Source organism: Lactobacillus sp. XV31L, from assembly GCF_059900865.1.
Window position 1 is genome coordinate 114,484 of record NZ_JBWXGC010000002.1, and the last position, 19,454, is coordinate 133,937.

Annotated in this window: 21 protein-coding genes; 3 read left to right on the forward strand and 18 right to left on the reverse strand. The window is 44.3% G+C overall.

Annotation, left to right across the window (positions count from 1 at the left end; all coding sequences use genetic code 11):
* Positions 1-161: 161 nt before the first annotated feature.
* From glnA to AC2JF7_RS02160, 10 genes are all read right to left on the reverse strand, one after another.
* Complete coding sequence (gene glnA, locus AC2JF7_RS02115) at positions 162-1,499, reverse strand: type I glutamate--ammonia ligase (RefSeq protein ID WP_500726595.1); 1,338 nt, start codon at positions 1,497-1,499, stop codon at positions 162-164.
* 159 nt (positions 1,500-1,658) lie between these two features.
* On the reverse strand, positions 1,659-2,906 hold the full coding sequence (locus AC2JF7_RS02120; protein WP_500726597.1) for a methionine gamma-lyase family protein: 1,248 nt from the start codon (positions 2,904-2,906) through the stop codon (positions 1,659-1,661).
* Positions 2,899-3,819, reverse strand: a complete 921-nt coding sequence (gene miaA / locus AC2JF7_RS02125; RefSeq protein ID WP_500726600.1) for a tRNA (adenosine(37)-N6)-dimethylallyltransferase MiaA — start codon at positions 3,817-3,819, stop codon at positions 2,899-2,901. Before miaA ends, AC2JF7_RS02120 begins: the two co-directional genes overlap by 8 nt.
* Before the next feature lie 74 nt (positions 3,820-3,893).
* On the reverse strand, positions 3,894-4,298 hold the full coding sequence (locus tag AC2JF7_RS02130) for a rhodanese-like domain-containing protein (protein WP_500726602.1): 405 nt from the start codon (positions 4,296-4,298) through the stop codon (positions 3,894-3,896).
* Between the two features lie 52 nt (positions 4,299-4,350).
* Positions 4,351-4,569, reverse strand: coding sequence for a YqgQ family protein (locus AC2JF7_RS02135; RefSeq protein ID WP_500726604.1), 219 nt, complete (start codon positions 4,567-4,569; stop codon positions 4,351-4,353).
* Positions 4,569-5,249, reverse strand: coding sequence for a rhomboid family intramembrane serine protease (locus AC2JF7_RS02140; protein WP_500726606.1), 681 nt, complete (start codon positions 5,247-5,249; stop codon positions 4,569-4,571). Before AC2JF7_RS02140 ends, AC2JF7_RS02135 begins: the two co-directional genes overlap by 1 nt.
* Positions 5,250-5,261: 12 nt before the next feature.
* On the reverse strand, positions 5,262-5,831 hold the full coding sequence (locus AC2JF7_RS02145) for a 5-formyltetrahydrofolate cyclo-ligase (RefSeq protein WP_500726608.1): 570 nt from the start codon (positions 5,829-5,831) through the stop codon (positions 5,262-5,264).
* 54 nt (positions 5,832-5,885) lie between these two features.
* Positions 5,886-6,035 (reverse strand): 50S ribosomal protein L33, encoded by a 150-nt coding sequence (gene rpmG, locus AC2JF7_RS02150; RefSeq protein WP_090092858.1) that lies wholly within the window; start codon positions 6,033-6,035, stop codon positions 5,886-5,888.
* Positions 6,036-6,110: 75 nt separating this feature from the next.
* Positions 6,111-8,210, reverse strand: a complete 2,100-nt coding sequence (locus tag AC2JF7_RS02155) for a peptidoglycan D,D-transpeptidase FtsI family protein (protein WP_500726612.1) — start codon at positions 8,208-8,210, stop codon at positions 6,111-6,113.
* Between the two features lie 31 nt (positions 8,211-8,241).
* Entirely contained in the window at positions 8,242-8,421 is a 180-nt protein-coding gene (locus AC2JF7_RS02160) for a hypothetical protein (RefSeq protein WP_500726614.1), read from the reverse strand.
* A 56-nt stretch (positions 8,422-8,477) separates the two neighbouring features.
* Between AC2JF7_RS02160 and AC2JF7_RS02165 the strand changes: the two genes are divergently transcribed.
* A complete protein-coding gene (locus AC2JF7_RS02165) occupies positions 8,478-9,392 on the forward strand; it encodes an N-acetylglucosamine kinase (protein ID WP_500726616.1) in 915 nt (304 codons plus the stop codon).
* A gap of 136 nt (positions 9,393-9,528) precedes the next feature.
* Here the strand turns inward: AC2JF7_RS02165 and greA are convergent, their stop codons facing one another.
* From greA to AC2JF7_RS02190, 5 genes are all read right to left on the reverse strand, one after another.
* Positions 9,529-10,005: a transcription elongation factor GreA gene (gene greA, locus AC2JF7_RS02170; protein ID WP_500726618.1), complete on the reverse strand. Its 477-nt coding sequence runs from the start codon at positions 10,003-10,005 to the stop codon at positions 9,529-9,531.
* Positions 10,006-10,093: 88 nt separating this feature from the next.
* Positions 10,094-12,511 carry a phenylalanine--tRNA ligase subunit beta gene (gene pheT / locus AC2JF7_RS02175; RefSeq protein ID WP_500726621.1) on the reverse strand — a complete coding sequence of 806 codons (2,418 nt, stop codon included), beginning with the start codon at positions 12,509-12,511 and terminating at the stop codon, positions 10,094-10,096.
* Positions 12,511-13,560 carry a phenylalanine--tRNA ligase subunit alpha gene (gene pheS, locus AC2JF7_RS02180; protein WP_500726623.1) on the reverse strand — a complete coding sequence of 350 codons (1,050 nt, stop codon included), beginning with the start codon at positions 13,558-13,560 and terminating at the stop codon, positions 12,511-12,513. The genes pheT and pheS overlap by 1 nt, the downstream gene beginning before the upstream one ends.
* 287 nt (positions 13,561-13,847) lie before the next feature.
* A complete protein-coding gene (locus AC2JF7_RS02185) occupies positions 13,848-14,198 on the reverse strand; it encodes a winged helix-turn-helix transcriptional regulator (protein ID WP_500726625.1) in 351 nt (116 codons plus the stop codon).
* A 76-nt stretch (positions 14,199-14,274) separates the two neighbouring features.
* Positions 14,275-15,042 (reverse strand): TrmH family RNA methyltransferase, encoded by a 768-nt coding sequence (locus AC2JF7_RS02190; RefSeq protein ID WP_500726628.1) that lies wholly within the window; start codon positions 15,040-15,042, stop codon positions 14,275-14,277.
* 91 nt (positions 15,043-15,133) lie between these two features.
* On the opposite strand from AC2JF7_RS02190, the gene AC2JF7_RS02195 reads away from it, so the two are divergent.
* Positions 15,134-15,454, forward strand: a complete 321-nt coding sequence (locus AC2JF7_RS02195) for an acylphosphatase (RefSeq protein WP_500726763.1) — start codon at positions 15,134-15,136, stop codon at positions 15,452-15,454.
* 32 nt (positions 15,455-15,486) lie between these two features.
* A complete protein-coding gene (yidC, locus tag AC2JF7_RS02200) occupies positions 15,487-16,455 on the forward strand; it encodes a membrane protein insertase YidC (RefSeq protein WP_500726630.1) in 969 nt (322 codons plus the stop codon).
* Positions 16,456-16,504: 49 nt separating this feature from the next.
* On the opposite strand, the gene AC2JF7_RS02205 is transcribed toward yidC, so the two are convergent.
* The 3 genes from AC2JF7_RS02205 to AC2JF7_RS02215 form a co-directional block, all read right to left on the reverse strand.
* A complete protein-coding gene (locus AC2JF7_RS02205; RefSeq protein ID WP_500726632.1) occupies positions 16,505-18,070 on the reverse strand; it encodes a HAMP domain-containing sensor histidine kinase in 1,566 nt (521 codons plus the stop codon).
* Positions 18,048-18,761: a response regulator transcription factor gene (locus AC2JF7_RS02210; protein WP_500726634.1), complete on the reverse strand. Its 714-nt coding sequence runs from the start codon at positions 18,759-18,761 to the stop codon at positions 18,048-18,050. Before AC2JF7_RS02210 ends, AC2JF7_RS02205 begins: the two co-directional genes overlap by 23 nt.
* A gap of 125 nt (positions 18,762-18,886) precedes the next feature.
* On the reverse strand, positions 18,887-19,453 hold the full coding sequence (locus tag AC2JF7_RS02215) for a DUF177 domain-containing protein (protein ID WP_500726637.1): 567 nt from the start codon (positions 19,451-19,453) through the stop codon (positions 18,887-18,889).
* Position 19,454: the final 1 nt, after the last annotated feature.

A 19,454-nucleotide genomic window follows, 5' to 3' on the forward strand; every position in this document is an offset into this window, starting at 1 on the left:
TTTCCTCCACTAAATTATTAGACTAACAGTACTTATTTTAGCACTGGACTAGTCTAAGGTTAAAAAAGCACTTTGCCAATATCAAAAAGCGAAAAACTGCGTCTGCAATTTTTCGCTTTTTTCTTCGCCCTTTCAAGGACAACCTTTTTATTTAATCATAATTAATAGCCCATGTAGCGATTTCTTTCCCAATCAGAAACCGTCTGCGTGTATTGTCCCCACTCCAGTTCCTTGGAGCTGACAAAGCTTTGCGTCAAGTGCTCACCCAAGGCAGACTTGATTAATTCGTCCTTCTTAAAGGCCTTAAGGGCATTATGCAAGGTTGACGGCAGCGGCTTGATTCCTGCTTGCTCACGTTCTTCTTCAGTCAAAGTGAAAAGATTGCAGTCAATTGGATCCATTGGCATCTTTGCTTTCTTGATACCATCTAGACCAGCAGCCAGGCAGGTAGCCAGCAACAAGTATGGGTTGGCTGTTGGGTCAGCTGACCGCATTTCCAAGCGCGTGTTAATTTCTTCAGCCGACGGTACCCGGACCATAGGTGAGCGATTTTTAGAAGCCCAAGAAATATAGACTGGAGCTTCAAAGCCTGGAATGAGTCGCTTGTATGAGTTGACTGTCGGATTGCCTACAGCAGTAATTGCCCGCGCATGCTCCAAGATACCATTTAAAAAGTAAAGGGCATTGTTAGACAAATGGAACTGGTTGTTCTGATCATAGAAGGCATTCTTCTTGCCCTTGAATAAGGACATATTCGTATGCATTCCATTACCGGCCTGACCCTGCAAAGGTTTGGCCATGAAGGTCGCATATAATCCGTGCCGTTTGGCTATTTCACGAACAATCATCTTGAACATCTGTACCCGGTCAGCAGTGGTCAAAGCGTCATCAAACTTAAAGTCAATTTCTTGTTGACCGTCACCAACTTCATGGTGGGCAGCTTCAACTTCAAAGCCAATGCTTTCAAGTGTTTCCACAATATCGCGCCGGCAGCTCGCACTTTCATCCTGTGAAGTTAAGTCAAAGTATGAAGCATGGTCGGGTACTTCAGTAGTCCAATTACCATTTTGGTCGAGCTTGAGCAAGTGGAATTCAGCTTCAAAACCGATATCAAAAGCGGAAAAGCCCATATCATTCATCTGCTTGAGGACGCGCTTCAAGTTATTGCGCGGGTCTCCTTCAAAGGCTTGGCCATCGGTAGTGTGGACGGAACAAATCAGGCAGCCAATTTTACCACCTTGAACATCGGTCCAAGGTAAAACTGACCAGGTTGAAAAGTCTGGATATAAGACCATGTCGCTTTCTTCTAAGCGAACAAAGCCATCGATTGAAGAACCGTCGAACCGGATGTCATTATTTAGGACCTTTTCTAGCTGGCTGTTGGGTACTTCCACCGCCTTGAGCGTGCCATTAATATCGGTAAAAGTGAGCCGCAAGAAGCGCACGTCCTCATCAATAACACTCTTTCTAATATCATCTGCTGAAATTTTCTTTGTCATGTTTCTCCACCTAAAATATCTATAGTTAGTAATTGGTATGGCTCATTAAGAGCTTGATTCCCATGCAATAAATCTGATTAAAAGGTTAGCAAATTAGTTGGCAATTGTAAAGCGGTATAGCAGTTTGCCAGAAAACTTAACTAAAGCTTTATTTCCATCCTATTTTTTAAAAAATAGCTCATTAACGGCGTTGGTAATTGCAATCTTAACATGGGCATAGGTTAGCCCGCCCTGCATATAAAGGGCATAGGGCGGTCGGATTGGTCCATCCCCAGAAAATTCAATACTTGCACCATCAACAAAAGAGCCATCGGCCATGATGACCTTGTCTTCGTAACCCGTATCATTGCTAGGAATCGGATCAACAAAGGAGTTGACTGGAGAATTTTGCTGCAGGGCCTGGGCAAACTTAACCATTCTTTCCTGATCATGAAATACCACTGCCTGGATAAGGTCAGTCCTGTTATCGTTCCAGCGCGGAGTCACCTCAAGACCCATGCGTTCCAAAAGAGCTGCAGCATAGATTGCACCTTTAATTGCATTGCCCGTTACGCTCGGTGCAATAAACAAGCCTTCAAAATAATCGCGATTGTTATCCAGACTTGCACCTTCTTCGCGACCAATTCCTCCAGCCGTTAAGCGGGCAGCTGTATTCTCAATCAATTCATGTTTGCCAACTACATAGCCACCGACCTTGGCCAGTCCCCCACCCGCATTTTTAATTAGTGATCCTGCCATTAGGTCTGCACCATACTCAGTCGGTTCGTGCTTTTCCGAGAACTCACCGTAGCAGTTATCAATAAAAATAATGCTGTCAGGAGAAACCGAACGAATTAACGCAATCATCGGCTTGATCTGAGCCACAGTAAAACTTTGGCGCGTGTCATAGCCGCGCGAGCGCTGAATGACCACCATCTTAGGCTGGTGGCTTGCAAGTAGCTGGAGAGCAGAATCTAAGTCCACCTCCCCGTCTTTTAGATCAACGTGGGAAAACTTGACACCATACTGCTTCAAGCTGCCGCGACCATCACCAGCAATACCAATAACCTGCTGCAAGGTGTCATAAGGCATCCCAGTCAAGTAGGTCAATTCATCGCCCGGAAGCAGGTTACCTGCCATTGCCGTAGCGAGAGTGTGCGTACCAGAGACAAATTGGGACCGCACTAGTGCATCTTCAGTTGCAAAAATATCTGCATAAATTCGGTCAAGCTTGTCGCGACCGCTGTCATCACTGCCGTAGCCGGTGCTTCCAATCAAGTCAGCCTCGGCCACTGCCTTATCTTGATATGCAGCTAAAACCTTGCCTTGATTATAAAGAATATTATCGTCAATTTTGGCTAATTGCGATGCAATCTGCTGGTCAATCTCGCTAACCACTTCTTGTAATTCTGCGGGCCAATTATTCATTCAACCATTCCTCCGTTTTTTCTGCAATTTTATCTAAACAATTTGGGTCATTCAAGGGGTCAAACCAAGTCACTGGCAACTGGTGGCGCAGGTAGGTCAGCTGGCGCTTGGCATACCTGCGGGAAGCTGTTTTGAGGTTAGCCACGCAAGTTTCTAGGTCGCTTTCATGAGCAAAGTAGGGAAAAAATTCCTTGTAGCCAATTGCTTGGAGAACTTGGTATTCCTGCTCGCGGTGCTGGTAAATGAACTCAGCCTCGGCCAGCAAACCCTGCTGCATCATCTGGTCAACGCGATTATTAATGCGGCGGTAGATTTCTTGACGGTCAGTATTTAAGCCAATAATTAAGTAATCATAGCGCGGCTGGATTTGGCTTTGCTGCTGCGAAAACTTTTGCTTTGTCCGGTTTATCACAGTTAAGGCACGCAAAACCCGACGTGAATTTTGGGGCGGGATCTTAGCAGCCGCTTCAGAATCTTCTTCATTGAGAATCTGCCATAGCCTTTGGGGGCCTTTTTGCTGAAGCAATTCTTGCCACTTGTCATCAACTGGAGTCGCTTGCTTATCTTTTTCACCTAGCTGCATCTGGTTGAGCAGTGCATTAACATAAAAGCCAGTTCCACCGACAAGCATTGGCAAGTTGCCGTTTGCACTAATTTGTTTTATTGCAGCTTGGGCCTGATCAACAAAATCAGTCACCGCAAACGGTTCAAAAATCGACTGGCTATTCACCAAATAGTGCTTGACTGCTTGCTGCTCCGCAGGCGTTGCCTGTGCAGTTCCAATTGCCACTTCACTGTATACCTGCATTGAATCCCCAGAAACAATCTCGGCCTTTAAGCGCTGAGCCAACTTAATAGCCAAACTGGTTTTGCCAATTGCGGTTGGACCCACAATTGCTAGAACTTTTTGCATCTTTTGCTTTCCTTTTTTGCTTTTGCCCTATATTAAAAAACACGTTTGGATAATATGCAAACATGTTTTTAAGGTCAATATTTAGATGATTTAGTGCGACCAGTCCATTCATCAAAGCCCGTCTTCAACCACTTAATTGAGGTGAAGTGCTTTTTCTGGAGAAATCTGGCAGCACGCAAAGTTACAGACAGGGAGTCTGAATAAAGGTAAACGGGCAAGTCTGTCCTTAATTCTGTGTACTGGTACTTGAGCATGGTATAGGGCAAGTTGCGGGCTCCATCAATATGCTTGCGCTTAAAGGGTGCTTTTTCGCGCAGGTCAACGATCTGGGCCTTACGCATGCCTTCATTAAATTCTTCATTAGACAGGTCACCATTGCCCAAGCGCTTGGTTTGAATCTTATTCCAGAGCCAAACCAAAACAAAGGCCAGAATTACAATTACCAATACTGCGTCAATAATAATTAAAAAAGTTGACATAAAATTTTTCACTCCCCCAAAACTTATAAAGATAATATACTACTAAATCACCTTAAGAGCTATGCTTATCTTTGGCAATTCGTTCCTCATACTCGTGTTCGCGCCGCAAAATCAGCTTGGCAACAAGGTAGTCATGTTGATCAATCAAACGTGAGCGATTAATATTGTCAAGTTCAAGTGCCATCAGCTCAATATCCCAGATTCGCTTGCCCACATGCACGATAATCCCGTATTTTTTCAAAAACTGCTGCACATCATATAGCGTTTTCATTATAGTCTAATTATCATACCCATTCTAACTGTAGCAACACAATAGAAAATCAAAACACACAAGGCCGTAACTCGCCATTTTGGAGAATAATGCTGCATCGTCTTATCACCAATGATCAAAGCAATTAGAAAACCTGCAAGAAAGCCTCCAATGTGACCTTGAATGTCAATATTAGGGGCAAACAAGTCAAGACCAATATTAATTAAAGCCAGCCAAAAGGCCTGTCGACCCAGGTAGTTAATAACTGGATTAGCCCGGTTGCGCAGGGCAATGGCAGTCATGGCACCAAACAAGCCAAACAAGGCAGTTGAAGCGCCAGCAGAAATTGCCCGGTCACTGCCCCAAGCAAGGCTCAGCAAGTTGCCTCCCACACCAGATAGCAAATACAGGACCAAAAAGCGCCAATGGCCCAAAATTTGTTCCAAATAGATTCCTAAATAGTAAATCATCACGGCATTAGAAACTAAATGCATGATGCCAATATGCAGAAATTGCGCAGTAAAAAGTCGCCACCACTGCTGACTGGCAACAATGGCAAAATTATTCATGGCGCCCATCTTAATCAGAACAAAGGTGTTCTGCGAGCCTCCAAGTGCTGTTTCCACTAAAAAGACGACTAGCAGAACAAGCAGAATAAATATGGTAATATATGAATTTTTGAGATTCTGTCTTTGATTCATCTTGACTCCTTATTATTGCAAGATCGCATCTGGAGTAATAACCGTTTGAACGGGCACATCTGTTTCTTCCAATGGCCAGGGGGCTGTTTTAAAAGTCATTGGGGAATTTGCTAGAGCAACTGTTTTAGCTTTTGGGTGTCCAGCTAAAAAGCGGTCGTAGTAGCCACCACCAAATCCCAAGCGTTGATGCGTATCGAGGGCAAAAGCAAGGCCCGGAACGATTATCAAGTCCAGCTTGTTATTGACCTTGGCTTTTGGATCGCTAACTTCTTCAACGCCGAACTTGGACTTGCTAATCTTGCTCATGTAACTGTAGTAAATAAAGTCTTGGGAGTGCTCATGGTTATCATTAGCACGGGCCAGGTAGACATCCTTGCCTAAGTCCCAAAGGCGGGCAATCAGTCTGGAAGTGTCAACTTCATAAGGCAAAGAAGAAGTAATACCAATGCTCTGACTACTTTCAAGCAAGTTACAGTTCATTATTTGCTTGAGGAGTTTTTCATCTTCATTATCTTTTTCTGCGCTTGCAGCGAAGTTGCTCAACCTTTTTATCTGTTTTTGTCTTAGTTCTTTTTTATTCATGATTCTCCCATTACAAAAAATAGCAGGGGCATAGGCCCTTGCTATATTGGGTTTTTACTTGGTTTCACGATGAAGTGTTGCCTGTCTTTCGACTGGACAATACTTCTTCAAACTTAAACGTTCCGGATGCTTACGCTTGTTTTTCTTCGATAAGTAACTTCTATCGCCACATTCGGTGCATTCTAAAATGATGTTATCTGCCATTTTTTTCACCACCTAAAACTTTATTCTGACTGTATTATTCTAGCATTTTTATAGTATCTTGACCAGTGTTATCCACTAATTTTTGTTTTTATGCAATTTAAAGTAATTCTGCACCATTGCTTTCGTCATTTGCAAAGTATAGGAACCTTCCAGGTCAGGGTCTAGTCCTGGGAAGACAACGGCCGTTGCAATTTCGGGATTATTTGCTGGTGCATATCCAACAAAGGTGGCATTAACTAGTTCAGGTGGATTCTTGCGGTTAGGATGGTTGGGATCAAAGTAAAAGGTTTGGGCTGTTCCTGACTTGCCCGCAATTGCTGGCTTGACATCTTTCAGCTTATGCGCTGTTCCCCAAGAGTTGGTCCCATGAACAACACGCCAAAAGCCTTGCCGGACAATATTTAATTCGTCTTGCGACCACGGTATCCGTAGTTGCACATTCGGTTTTTTGTTGTAGTCAATAAAAGTTTTTTTGCCGTTGGGCGATGTCCGGCCAATCGACTGGACCACATAAGGCTGCATTCGGTAGCCGCCATTAGCGATTGTCGATACGTACTGGGCCATTTGAATTGGCGTGTAGGCGTCATAGTTGCCATATGCCAGGTCAAGAACTGACCCAGACAAGATCTGACCTTGCTCATTAAAAGACCGCCCCTGGATACCGGAGATTTCGCCGGGCAAGTCAACCCCGGTTTTTTGTCCCAGGCCAAACATGTTAAAGTTGTGCCTAATAGTATCAAACGCGTTGTTAGGCATCCTGATCCTTTCTTTGGGAACATAGTCTGCATTAACCCACTTCATTGCCAGATGCATCATGTATATGTTACTGGAAACTTCCAAAGCAGTTTCAGCATCCAATGCACCAAAGGTTCCTACCGGATAGACCGATTTTTTAATTGGTGTTCCTGGCAAATAAACTGGGGTGTCAGGCAAAACATTGCTGGCCGGCGTAATTATCTTGTTAATTAATCCGCCACTGACCATTGCCCCTTTGACTGCTGAGCCCATGACGAAGGCCTGGTTAATCACACCCAATGCATTATTGGTTGTCTTGTTTTTATTTGGATCGCGGTTGATTCCAGCAATAGCTAGCAGTGCTCCAGTCTTAGGATTCATTGCTACGGCATAAGCGCCATTAGAGTATCGGGCTGACCCCGAGGCAAGGGCACTTGCATAGATGCTTTCAAGCGCTTTTTGAACTTGCTTTTGGTATTTAGCATCAAGCGTTAGCACTAAACTGGCCCCAGCCTGACCGGAATAAACTGATCTTGTCTGTTCGATATCACCAGACGTCTTAGTCCAAACCTTGCTAGTGGACTTGCTCCCTTTTAAGAGTGGTTCATATTCCTCTTCCAGATATGACGTTCCCACACGGTCATTGCGCGAATAACCATTAGTCAAGTAATACTGCAAATTGTCGCTAGGCAAGCCTGCTTTTTCGGTGGATACCGAGCCAATGATGCTCTTAACAGATGAACCATTAGGGTATGAACGTTGCCAATCCGTACCAATGCCAACACCGGGCAAGTCAGAAAGGTGCTCACCCACTTCTGCAATTTCCTTGCTGGTCAGACCATTGTTTTTAATGTAAATGGTCGACAGGGTGTACGCGCCGGAAATCTTGTTATAAATTAGTGCTGCCGTTTTTGCGCGAGTATTTAGCTTAATATGCTTTTTGCGTACCTGGTCTTGGATTCTCTGGTTGATTAGTTCTTCATCTTGCGTTTCTTGAATAGCCTTGGGGACACTAGCCAGTTCACGATCGCTGTTTTTCTTATTAGCCAGATAGTAATCTATCACCTGCTGCTCAGTTGGTTTTTCGTTGCGTATTTTAATATAACCACTCAGTGCATTAGAAATATCATAGATGTCGCTAGCTGTAGTAGATACGCTCTTGGTATAAGTAATAGCATTATTGGCCTTGTTACCGACCAAGATGCGACCTTTACTGTCATACATCACGCCCCGCGGCACTTGACTGGACACTACTGCAGAATTTGATTTTTGCACTTCTGCTTTAAAGCGAGAGCCATAACCAATTTGCAAGTAGGCCAACTGCCCGATTAAAGTAGCAAATAAAACAAAAATAATCCCCAGAATTAATTTCATTCTAATTGGTGTTGAAGCTTGGTTCTTTCTACTCTTAGCTTCTTGATTTTTCTTGAACATTTTCATGTAACTCAACCCTCACTAGACTAGGCCTATTCTAACAAAAAGCAACGGCCAATTCTATCACTTGGACATAGCTTTGGCAAAATTTTAACAGATTGCGGGCAAAGCTGGTCCCAAGCCCCACCTTAAAAGCAATTATTGTCAGCCAACCTGCCTTAACAGAGGCTAGCTGCGGCTCATAAGAAACCGTTTTAAAAAGGGCTTCTGTATTCACTATTTTTGTAATAAAATATGATTAAAGGTAGTATTCTAAAGAAAGAAGATCTAATTATGACACTTAAATACCAAATTGGCGTAGATGCTGGCGGAACCCACACTATTGCGATTGCCTATGATATGGACGGCGCTGAGCTAGAACGCACCGAAACCGGTCCAGGGCAAGTCAATACCGATTATGACAGCGCAATTAGCAATATCGTTGGTGCAGTTAATCACTTAATCGATCAAATCGATGGGGATTGTCAGCGGATCATGTGCGGTATTGCCGGCCTATCAGTCATCGGCCATGCTTCTGAAGTGGCGGCTGAAATTTCAGCTAAAGCTTACAACCTGCCAACCAGGGCAGTAACTGACTCTCTTCTGGCTTTATACAACGGACTTGAAGGCGACGATGGCGGTCTGGTAATTGCTGGTACTGGCTCTGTCTTCAATGGTTTGCAGGGAGGCAAAATCATCACTACCGGCGGTTATGGTTCGATACTGGGGGATGAAGGGTCTGGCTATGCCATCACCTTGGCTGCCCTAAAAGCAGCCTTGCTCAGCTGGGACAAGCGTGAAGACAACCAGTTAATCCCCTTGTTTAACCAGCTCTTCAAGGTTGACAATATTGTCGATGCGACTGCCAAGTTCTACAAGATGGCCAACTCTGAAATAGCTTCAATGGCAGTTGAGGTAGCTCATCTGGCTGATCAGGGGGACCAAGATGCCACGACTGTCATTATGGAACAAGCCGAATTACTTGCACGCGACATTGTGATTGGAATGGATCGCTATGTTGACCCTAAGCCCATGAAAATCGCCCTAACCGGTTCTGTTTTAGCCAACAACAGCATGTTGCGCACACGCCTGGAAGAAATCGTACGCTCCAAGTATCCACAAGCTGAATTTAACCTTTCCAACGGTGAAAACGCCCGTGGAGTAGTCTTTGACAAGAGTAAGGACTACCGCTACTTTACTAGCCACTAGAGCTTACTCGAATTAAAGCAAAAAGACCAAGATTGCTTTGAACTCACCCCTAAGGGTTCTGTTACAAATAATCTTGGTCTTTTTACATACAAGATAATAAATCTTACTTGATTACTTACCTGTACTTTATAGTCAACTAGTCTTCCACCTTGTTGATTACGGCATCAAACTTGCCAGCAGGCGTCGAAATAGTAACTGTGTCACCTTTCTTTTTGCCTAAAATGGCCTGCGCAATCGGCGAATCATTGGAAATCTTCCCGTTCAAGGGGTCTGACTCATCGCTGCCAACAATCGTGTAGGTTTCAGGTTCTTCTTCACCTGTCTCAGTGTAGGTGACCGTCTTGCCCACTGCAACTTCGTCAGGATTAGTTGAATTGGCATCAACAACGTGGGCATATTTCAACATTTCTTCAACGACACTGATTCGGTCTTCAAGGTGACTTTGTTCATCTTTTGCCGCATCGTACTCAGAATTTTCAGACAGGTCGCCGTATGAACGGGCAACCTTGATCCGCTCAATTACTTCAGGGCGTTTAACAACTTTTAAATTTTTAAGTTCTGCTTCCAGTTTTTCCTTACCTTCAGCAGTCATTGGATATGATTTTTCAGGCATAAAATTTTCTACTCCTTAAAGTTAAAATCTTCGTTTGCACTGGTCTATAATATTGATTTCCTGGTTCAAAGTCAACCATTATTCCAATTTAGCGAATAACTGCCTGCAATTGCTCTTCTAAGTGTCTAGTAATCGTATCCACGGCCTTGGTTACTACTTTTTCTGTCAAAGTATCTTGGTCATTCAGGAAGGTTAACCGGTAAGCCAGGCTCTTCTTGTCATCATCAACATGCACGCCCTGATATACATCAATTACGCGCAAGGCCCGCAGGTACTTGCCAGCATTTTTCTTAATGATGTCCTCTAGAGTCCGATTATCCACATCCCGGCTGACGATGATTGACAGGTCTCGTTCAATAGCCGGGAACTTTGGTGCTGGCTGGGCAATTGTCTTAAGATTATTAATTAATGAACAGACTGTATCGAGGTCCAACTCATAGCCATAAATTTCGCTGCCGTTCATGGACTTGTTTGCACGCGTAACCATTGGACTAATCATGCCAATCATGCCAATATATTGGTCCTTGACATAAATGCCCGCAGTTCTTGTAGGATGCATGCCCATTACATATTCAGCCTTATAGTCTACCTCACTTGGGCTGATGCCAATTGCCAAAAACAAGTTAGTTAGTTGACCCTTGACATAGTAGAAGTCAATCTTTTCGTTGTCATGCTGCCAATTTTCAAAGTACATATTTCCCGCATACAGGGCAGCTAAGTGCTCATGTTCGTTGTAGATGTCGCCTTCAAGATCATAAACGCGCCCTTGTTCAAAGATGGCCAGCTGGTTTTGCTTGCGCGCCATGTTGTATGAAGCAGCATCAACCAAGCCAGTCATCAAATTCTGTCTAAGGGTAGAGCGACTGGAATTGAGTGGCATCTGAATTTCCACCGCTTTTTTGGGCTTTTTCATATAAGAAAGTGCCTTTTCAGGTGCGGTAAGAGAATATGAAATTGCTTCAACTAGACCTTGCCCCTGGACCACGCTCTTAATTCGCCTAATGGCATCTTCCTTTTGGGAATAGCCCCCGTGGGTTTCAGCCAAAAGCGGCTGCGTGGACTCAATATTGTCGTAGCCATACAAGCGTCCAACTTCTTCAACCAGGTCAGCCGGAACCGCAACATCCCACCGCCTTGCTGGAATATCAACAGTCAATTCGTCGCCTTCTATCTTGACTTCAAAGTTCAACCGATTAAATATGTGCAGCATTTCTGCTGGTGAAATTTTTGTTCCCAGGACCCGGTTAATATGGGTGACTGTTGTCTTAATTATTACTGGGGACCGCTTTTCGGCACTAGCTGCAAGTACGCCTTCTGCAACTTGGCCACCTGCTTCATTACGCAGCAAGAGTGCGGCCATGTCGAGTGCTCGCTCGGTTGCATCCCAGTTAACGCCCTTTTCATAGCGGCTCGATGCCTCTGTGCGGTTAGCATGACGCAAGGCCGACTTCCGTATTAGGGTCGGGTCAAAAACAGCTGCTTCAAGCAAAACATCTGTTGTATCGTCTTTTATTTCAGAGTTGAGCCCGCCCATTACGCCGGCCATCATTACTACTTGATCACCATTAGTAATGACAATGTCATTAGGATCTAGGTCGACTTCCTTGTTATTAAGTAGGGTTAGTTTTTCATTGGCCTTGGCCTGGCGGACTTCCAATTGTCTACTTGCAAAGGCACGGGCATCATAAGCATGCATGGGTTGACCAGTTAATAGCATCACGTAGTTAGTTACGTCCACAACATTGTTAATCGGTCTAATGCCGGCGTTCCATAGCCTTTTTTGCATCCACAAAGGACTGTCAGCTATCTTAACGCCAGCAACCTTGCGCAGGTAAAACTTGGGCGCTAGTCGTGGGTCAACTTGGGCCTTAAAATCTGAAGTCCAGTCTAATCCATCAGCCTTGAGGGTAACTTTTTCTACCTTAACCGGCTCATCTGTGATTGCTCCTACTTCATATGCAGAACCCTCCATGGAGAGCGTGTCTGCCCGATTAGGGGTGATATCAAAGTCAAAGATGTAATCATCCATGCCTAGCGGTTCAAAGACCTCTTGCCCAGGCTTAAGGCCAGCATCTGTTGGAAAAACATAAATGCCTGCACTGTATTTTTCTGGCACCAAGTTATCAGCAAAACCGATTTCTTGCAAACCACAGATCATCCCATTTGACTCAACGCCGCGCAACTTACCCTTCTTAATCTTGACATTGCCAGCAATCCGGGCACCAGGCAAGGCCACAACCACATCTTGACATGCAGCCACGTTCGGAGCACCACAAACGATTTGGTAGTCCTCATCTTCACCAACATTGACATGGGTAATATTCAAGTGAGTACCTTCAATTGGCTGGCAATCATTAATATGACCCACTACAAGCTTTTTCAAGCCTTCTTGCGGGTGTTTTACTTCAGCCACCTCAACACCGGTACGGGTGATTTTTTCGCCCAATTCCTGCGGATCTTGATCTAACTTAAGAAAATCCTGCAGCCACTGATATGAAACTAACATTATCTTTCCTCCCTGCTGAACTGTTCTAAGAAACGGACATCATTAGTATAGAAGTCACGGATGTCGTCAATCCCGTACTTGAGAATTGCAAACCGGTCTAAACCAACACCGAAGGCAAAGCCACCATAAACATCAGAATCAACCCCAGCATTTTCTAAGACGTTAGGGTGGACCATGCCTGCACCCAAGACCTCGATCCAACCAGTATACTTGCAGATTGGACAGCCCTTGCCATCACAGTTAAAGCAAGAAACGTCCATTTCCACAGATGGTTCAGTAAATGGGAAGTAGCTCGGCCGCAAACGGGTCTTGCGATCCTCACCAAAGACATGTCTGGTCATCATTTCTAAGGTGCCTTTTAAGTCGCCCATCGTAATGTTCTTGTCAATAACCAACCCCTCCATCTGCATGAACTGGTGGGAGTGTGTTGCATCATCATCATCGCGGCGGTAGACCTTGCCAGGACCAACCATTTTTAGTGGGCCCTTAGAGAAGTCAAACTTTTCCAATACACGGGCTTGGTCGCCTGAAGTTTGCGAGCGTAGCAAGTGCTCTGGATCAATGTAAAATGTTTCCTGCATGTCACGGGCAGGGTGGTCTTTAGGCAGGTTCATCATTTCGAAGACATAATGATCTGTCTCAATTTCAGGCCCTTGGACAACAGAGTAGCCCATTCCAATAAAGTACTTTTCCAAGTCATCAAGAATAATATTGATCGGATGCTTGGCGCCAAGGTGGGGCTCTCGACCTGGCAAGGTTACGTCAATTTTTTCTTTTTCAAGCTGCTCTTTGATCACGGCCTCAACAATTTCATTCTTAGCCTCGTCTAGTCTGGCATTAAACTTGTCTCGCAACTCATTTGCCCGTTGGCCAATCTCGCGCCGTTTGCTTGGATCCACATCCTTCATCGAATGCAAAATTTCAGTCAGTTTGCCTTTGCGGCCCACTAACTGAACCCGCACATCATTCAGCTTCTCTTCATTTTTCGCCTGTTCAATTTCTTCTAGGCCTTTATCATGCAGCTCTTTTAGCCGATCAAATAAATCCATGCTTTTTTCCTTTCAAACAAAAAAGCTCCGTCCCTAACAGGGACGAAGTTTCGCGGTACCACCCTAGTTTGGACTCTTTCGAGCCCACACTCAAGTTTTCGATAACGGGGAATACCGGAATTGATTAGATCCTACTAGTAAGGTGAAATTCACAGCCCCACTTAGACTTTTCTCCCAGCTCAATAAAAAAGTCTCTCTGTTAAGCGGTCACTGCTACTAGTCTTACTTTATCGTAATTACCTAATAGGATAATTCTTTTTGATTAAACTTGCAAGGGATAATTTGCCCTAAACCCACTTATCCGCCCAGTCATGAATCTGGTCAAAGACTGGCTTTAATTCAGCGCCCTTCTGCGTTAGACCATAAGAAATAATTTTGGTCTTATGATCAACTGAACGCTCAACAATGTCTTCTTGCTCTAGCTCTTTAAGCCGTTCAACAAGTACGCGGTCTGAGCAGGCTAAGACGCACCGTGCCAGGTCCTTGAAGCGCATGTAGTCGCCAGCACACAAGGAGCTGATTATTAGGCCATTCCACTTTTTGCCAATTATTTTGAATGCATTGATAAAATGGGCGCATGATTCATAATCAACTGCGCCACAATCGCTCTTGCCTTCTTCTTTTAAGTTTTGGATCATAATACCTGTCCTCCCACAGCAAAGTAATCTTAGCGTTATTATAAGAAAATTACTTACTAAAAACAAGTACAAGGCCTTAAGCAAAATGGTAAATGATGATGCCAGCTGCCACGGCTGCATTAAGTGACTCAGCCTTACCCTTGATGGGAATATAAAGCTTTTCCGCACAATTTTGCGCTAGTAGTGGCTCTACCCCGTGCGCTTCATTGCCAATTAAGATGCCTAGCTGCGCTACTGGATCGAAGTCTTGGAGCTGCTTGGCAGTCTTGTCCAACATGCTGGCAAAAACAGGAATACCATTGCTCTTCAAAGCTCCAATTACTTCTTCTATGTCTTGGACGATTAGGTTAATGTGAAATTGACTGCCCTGCATTGCCCGCTGCGTCTTAGGATTATATAGATCAACACTTTGGGGTGACAGAACAACACCGTCAAAGCCGGCTGCATCAGCAGTTCTAATAATCGTGCCCACGTTGCCTGGATCTGCTAGGTCGGCGAGCAAGACCCACTTGCCATAATTAAAGGGATAGTTTTTAGGTTGGCCGATCTTTAGTACCGCAAAAATATTTTGAGAATTCTTCGTGCTAGACAGGTGACGAGCAATAGCTACATTGATCATAATTACCTTTTTGCTGGTTAAATCCACCTGGTAATCAGCTTCAGCTTGAGACAGTGCATCTGCGCTTCCCAAGAGGTAAACATAGTTGCAGCCTGCCTTGAGCGCCTCCTCAATCAAGTGGAAACCTTCAATGAGGTACATTCCAGTATCCTCGCGGTATTTTTTTTGCTTTAACTTTGCTAAATCTTTAACCAGTTTATTATTGACTGAGCTAATTTGTTCCATTAATCAAACATCTTCTTTCAAACTTCATTATAGTGTAATATCTATGGCAGAGAATGGTAAAATCAAAATAGTATGGCAGAAAGGACTAAATATGGGGATTTTTAATAAACGTGACCACCAGCCATCAGGCCCAGCGGTCGAAACCTGGCAATTGACTGTTTCTGGCGTAGTCCAAGGCGTGGGCTTTCGCTGGAGCGTCTTAAACTTGGCCCAGCAAATGGACATTTCAGGCAATGTCCGCAACAACATTGATCAAACCGTAACAATCACTTTACAGTCAAGCCTAGACCGTGTCAACCAGTTTTGCCAGCAGCTACCACAAAATATTTCACAATTTGCTCGGATAACAGGTATTAAAAAAGAAAAATTGGTAAATGTAGCCAAAATGCACGGTTTTCATGTATTATATTAAGTATCGCAACAAGTAGCAAAATGGAGAAATCAATGAAAAAGTATCGTCAATATATTGGATTGGCTGTCCTTGCCTTGGCAGTCATGTTAACGCTGACAGGCTGTGCGCAAACCGGTAATTCAGCCACCACGCCACCTAATGGTGGCTTTTACGGGTGGATCTTTACTTGGATTGGCAAACCACTGCAAAACATTATGTTGCAACTATCTAACAAGATTGGTGGAGGCAATGGCGCTGGCTGGGCTATCATCCTCATGACCTTTGTAGTAAGGATGATCCTCTTGCCTTTAATGCTTACCCAGCAACGCAAGTCGACCACCCAACAAGAAAAAATGGCCCGGGTGCAGCCACAAATGAAGTTGATCCAGGATGCGATGAAACGCAAAGACCTGACTCAGGACCAACAGATGACGCTGGCGGGCTGGCAGCGCCAACTATATTCTCAGAACAACTTGTCATTGACAGGTGGAATGGGTTGCCTGCCCCTCATTATTCAGTTCCCAATCATGATTGGGATCTATCAGGCCGTTATGTATTCCAAGTTCTTAGCCAATTCAACCTTCTTCGGGATTTCCTTAAGTGAGCGTTCCATCGCGGTCACGGTTGTGGCCACGGTCTTTGCCTTTATCCAGGGCTACATTTCCTTAATTGGCATCCCGCAAGAGCAAAAGAAACAGATGCAGTCAATGATGTTGATGAATCCGCTGATGACTTTATTCATCTCAATGTCCGTATCTGGCTCTGTTGCCCTCTACTGGGCAGCCGGCAACGTCTTCATGGTCCTTCAGCAAGTGATTGTCACCTTCATCATTATGCCTAAGGTCAAAAAAGAAGTAGACGAGGAACTCAAGCGCGAACCAATTAAGGAAGTCGTCACCAAGGACAAGGTTGATGAACTGCTTCAAAATTCAGGTGTTGCGCCTCAAGCCATTAAGCAGGAAAAAGAGATTCATGAGAATCTGCGCAACCGCAACAAGGGCAAACAACATAAACGCCCATAAAGAATAACAACAAAATAAAAAGCACTAGCATTTTCAGCTAGTGCTTTTTTTATTTTGCTGTTAGGCCATTTTGGCTTCGGCTTTGCAAACGCTCAGCCTGGTTCTTAGTCAATCTAGGAAAGACAATGATAAATTGACTGCCCTGACCTTCGACAGAGTCTACGCTAATCTTTCCGTGATAGCTTGTTACCAGCTTTTGAGCAATTGACAGGCCAAGGCCATTGCCGCCCTTTTCGCGAGTTCTGGCCTTATCTACCCGGTAGAAGCGGTTGAAGATCTTGTCTTGTTCTTTGGCAGAAATACCCTCGCCGAAGTCTTGAACAATTATCTGGACTTCATCACTAGCTAACCCAGCAGAAATATTTATTTGCTTGCGATCAGTTGAATACTTGATACCGTTATCAACTAGTATCACCAATAGTTGCTCTAAGTGTTCCTGGTAGATCTGGATTTGCGTATCTAGTGGCAGGTCATCCAAATCAAGCTGGATTGAAAAGTCTTGGTGCACCATTGCCATATCGCCCGCAACACGTTTAAGAACATCGGCAACCTTGGTGACGGCATTAGGATATTGCACACTGATTTGTTCTGCCCGGGTCAAGTCGAGCATCTCTTGAATAAGGTGCTGCATCCGCTTGGCTTCTTGCAAAGAGGCTGTAATCGATTCTTCCAAAATTTCGGGATCTTCCTTGCCCCAACGTTCTAACAAATTCAGGTGGCCCTCAATTACCGCCACCGGCGTGCGCAATTCATGAGAAACGTCACCCACAAATTCTTTTTGCTGGTCAATGTAGCCCTGCATGCGGTCCAACATTTGGTTGAAAGAAACAGCCAACTCCTGAAGTTCGTCATGACGGTGCAAGTCGCGAATTCTGGCCGTACTGTTAGGGTCATGGTTAACTTCCAAGGCCACTTGGGACATCTCTTTAAGCGGCTTCACAATACCACGCACAATCACATAGGAAATCACAATAAAGATCACGATTGCGAGCAAGGAGATCCAGACCATCCACTTAAGAAGATTTTTCATCAAGCCATTGTAATAAGACATTTTATTGGCAACAACGATGTAGCCGGTCACTTTACCAGTTTTTAGCGACCTAACCTTCTGGTAGGTTAGCAATTCTTGGCGGCGTTTTTGACGAACTCGCTCCATCAAATAGTCGCCCTTGATTGCTTTGAATTTAGGAATCTCCCCGCCATTATCAAAAACGTCTTCATGATCCAAATTATAGACAACTACCGTTAGATCGGGATTGGTCAATGATGAAAGCAGGTCATCGCTAAAGGCGCTGCTGTTACGAGCATCATTGTCAATCGGTGAGTCCCCCTGCATTATTCGCCGCGCTGATGGCGTGAGTGCTGGAACCACGTTGGCAATTTGTAATTCTGTGGGAATCACGTTCAAGTTGTCGTTGAGCTTGTGCACCATCTGAATTGATGTTTCCTTCTGCTGGATCATCGACTGCTGGCCCACAAATGAATAAATAATAACTGAAAAGACAATAAAAGAGACCATAATCGTCAATGCGACGACACTTACCCAACGTACAATTAATGACGTGTGTTTGGTCTCTTTTTGATTTTTATTTTTACTTTTTCTCATCGTCTTCATCTCTTACCATATATCCAGTGCCGCGGACGGTCTTGATATGTGATTGTTGACCTGGAATGTCGATCTTGTTGCGTAGGTAGCGCACGTAAACCTCAACTACATTAGTTTCAATGTTTGAACTGGGACCCCAAATCTTGGATAGCAGCTGGTCACGACTTACGACGTTGTTCTTGTTCTTAATCAAGGTCATCAGCAAGTTGTATTCACGCTTAGTTAGATCCACTGCCTTGCCATCACCCCGGCGAACAATCCGGTTGGCCGTTTCAATGGTCAAGTCCTTGAACTTAACCACTTTCTTTTCGATGGTATCATCAGAAGCATCCTTTTCAATCTTCACGCGCCGCAAAACAGCTCGCAAACGGGCCAGTAGCTCCTCAATTGCAAAGGGCTTGACGATGTAGTCATCAGCACCGTGGTCCAATCCAGAAACTCGGTCAATAACAGAATCTCTAGCTGTCATCATAATGATGGGAGTACTCTTAACTTGACGAACACGCCGGGCAATCTCTAGTCCGTTCAAGTCAGGAAGCATGAGGTCAAGCAGAATTGCATCGAAGTCTTCATTTAAGGCCAAGTCAAGTGCCTTGCGTCCATTGCTTTCAACAGTAGTGTCGTATTTTTCATGTTTTAATTCTAATTCAACAAAGCGCGCCAAGTTCTTTTCGTCTTCAACAATTAAAATTTTTGCCATTTTTTGTCCTTCTCATAATCAAAAATAATAAATTAACTTTAAAATCATATTAACAAGTAAAGCATACTTTACAAATGCCCTTAATACAAGATTAAAAATCGGTTTTGTCATAATACTGGTGGGTCTTACTTATGCGAAGAGCCCTCGTCGCCGCCTTGTGCGTCCAACAGTTCTTTAAGCTTGGCAAAGGCAGGGTTTACCTGATTCTTCTTTTCCTCAGCAAATTCATGTTCAGAAATGACGGACCATCCCTTGCCTTGCGGGTAGATGCCCTGCTCCTGCTCTTCGGCTGTTAAAACTGTCGTTGGAATATGCAACAAGATATTGTCCTCAACTGCTGTTTGCAAGTCGATTATATCACCAGCCACTTTCACCAGGGGAACAGCACTTTCATCAACCTTTTTGGCAGGCAGATCACCTTCAGTATAGTTTTCGCTAAAGTGAAAGTCCTCCTTGAGTGCTACTGGAGCTAGACTACGACTTGAGGGTACAACTAGGTCGGCTTGAACATCAAAGTTACCACTAACAAATGGTTCATTGTAGAAAACAACCCCCTTGAGCCTGATGTCCTTGACTTCATAGATCAATTTCTGACTGCGCTGTAAAAATTCTGGTCGCGTTTCTACTTTGCAATCGAGTTCTATCTGGGGAGCTGCACTGTTTTTTACTTGGGAAAAGTTAATCGTTAACATC

What these genes read in the sequence shown, in the direction of transcription:
- greA (WP_500726618.1), bottom strand. Translation starts at nt 10,005, where the DNA reads ATGCCTGAAAAATCATATCCAATGACTGCTGAAGGTAAGGAAAAACTG.
- rpmG (WP_090092858.1), bottom strand. Translation starts at nt 6,035, where the DNA reads ATGGCAGATAACATCATTTTAGAATGCACCGAATGTGGCGATAGAAGT.
- AC2JF7_RS02130 (WP_500726602.1), bottom strand. Translation starts at nt 4,298, where the DNA reads ATGTCAACTTTTTTAATTATTATTGACGCAGTATTGGTAATTGTAATT.
- AC2JF7_RS02165 (WP_500726616.1), top strand. Translation starts at nt 8,478, where the DNA reads ATGACACTTAAATACCAAATTGGCGTAGATGCTGGCGGAACCCACACT.
- AC2JF7_RS02210 (WP_500726634.1), bottom strand. Translation starts at nt 18,761, where the DNA reads ATGGCAAAAATTTTAATTGTTGAAGACGAAAAGAACTTGGCGCGCTTT.
- AC2JF7_RS02120 (WP_500726597.1), bottom strand. Translation starts at nt 2,906, where the DNA reads ATGAATAATTGGCCCGCAGAATTACAAGAAGTGGTTAGCGAGATTGAC.
- yidC (WP_500726630.1), top strand. Translation starts at nt 15,487, where the DNA reads ATGAAAAAGTATCGTCAATATATTGGATTGGCTGTCCTTGCCTTGGCA.
- AC2JF7_RS02215 (WP_500726637.1), bottom strand. Translation starts at nt 19,453, where the DNA reads ATGTTAACGATTAACTTTTCCCAAGTAAAAAACAGTGCAGCTCCCCAG.
- AC2JF7_RS02135 (WP_500726604.1), bottom strand. Translation starts at nt 4,569, where the DNA reads ATGAAAACGCTATATGATGTGCAGCAGTTTTTGAAAAAATACGGGATT.
- AC2JF7_RS02145 (WP_500726608.1), bottom strand. Translation starts at nt 5,831, where the DNA reads ATGAATAAAAAAGAACTAAGACAAAAACAGATAAAAAGGTTGAGCAAC.
- pheS (WP_500726623.1), bottom strand. Translation starts at nt 13,560, where the DNA reads ATGGATTTATTTGATCGGCTAAAAGAGCTGCATGATAAAGGCCTAGAA.
- pheT (WP_500726621.1), bottom strand. Translation starts at nt 12,511, where the DNA reads ATGTTAGTTTCATATCAGTGGCTGCAGGATTTTCTTAAGTTAGATCAA.
- AC2JF7_RS02140 (WP_500726606.1), bottom strand. Translation starts at nt 5,249, where the DNA reads ATGAATCAAAGACAGAATCTCAAAAATTCATATATTACCATATTTATT.
- AC2JF7_RS02185 (WP_500726625.1), bottom strand. Translation starts at nt 14,198, where the DNA reads ATGATCCAAAACTTAAAAGAAGAAGGCAAGAGCGATTGTGGCGCAGTT.
- AC2JF7_RS02190 (WP_500726628.1), bottom strand. Translation starts at nt 15,042, where the DNA reads ATGGAACAAATTAGCTCAGTCAATAATAAACTGGTTAAAGATTTAGCA.
- AC2JF7_RS02205 (WP_500726632.1), bottom strand. Translation starts at nt 18,070, where the DNA reads ATGAAGACGATGAGAAAAAGTAAAAATAAAAATCAAAAAGAGACCAAA.
- AC2JF7_RS02155 (WP_500726612.1), bottom strand. Translation starts at nt 8,210, where the DNA reads ATGAAAATGTTCAAGAAAAATCAAGAAGCTAAGAGTAGAAAGAACCAA.
- AC2JF7_RS02195 (WP_500726763.1), top strand. Translation starts at nt 15,134, where the DNA reads ATGGGGATTTTTAATAAACGTGACCACCAGCCATCAGGCCCAGCGGTC.
- miaA (WP_500726600.1), bottom strand. Translation starts at nt 3,819, where the DNA reads ATGCAAAAAGTTCTAGCAATTGTGGGTCCAACCGCAATTGGCAAAACC.
- glnA (WP_500726595.1), bottom strand. Translation starts at nt 1,499, where the DNA reads ATGACAAAGAAAATTTCAGCAGATGATATTAGAAAGAGTGTTATTGAT.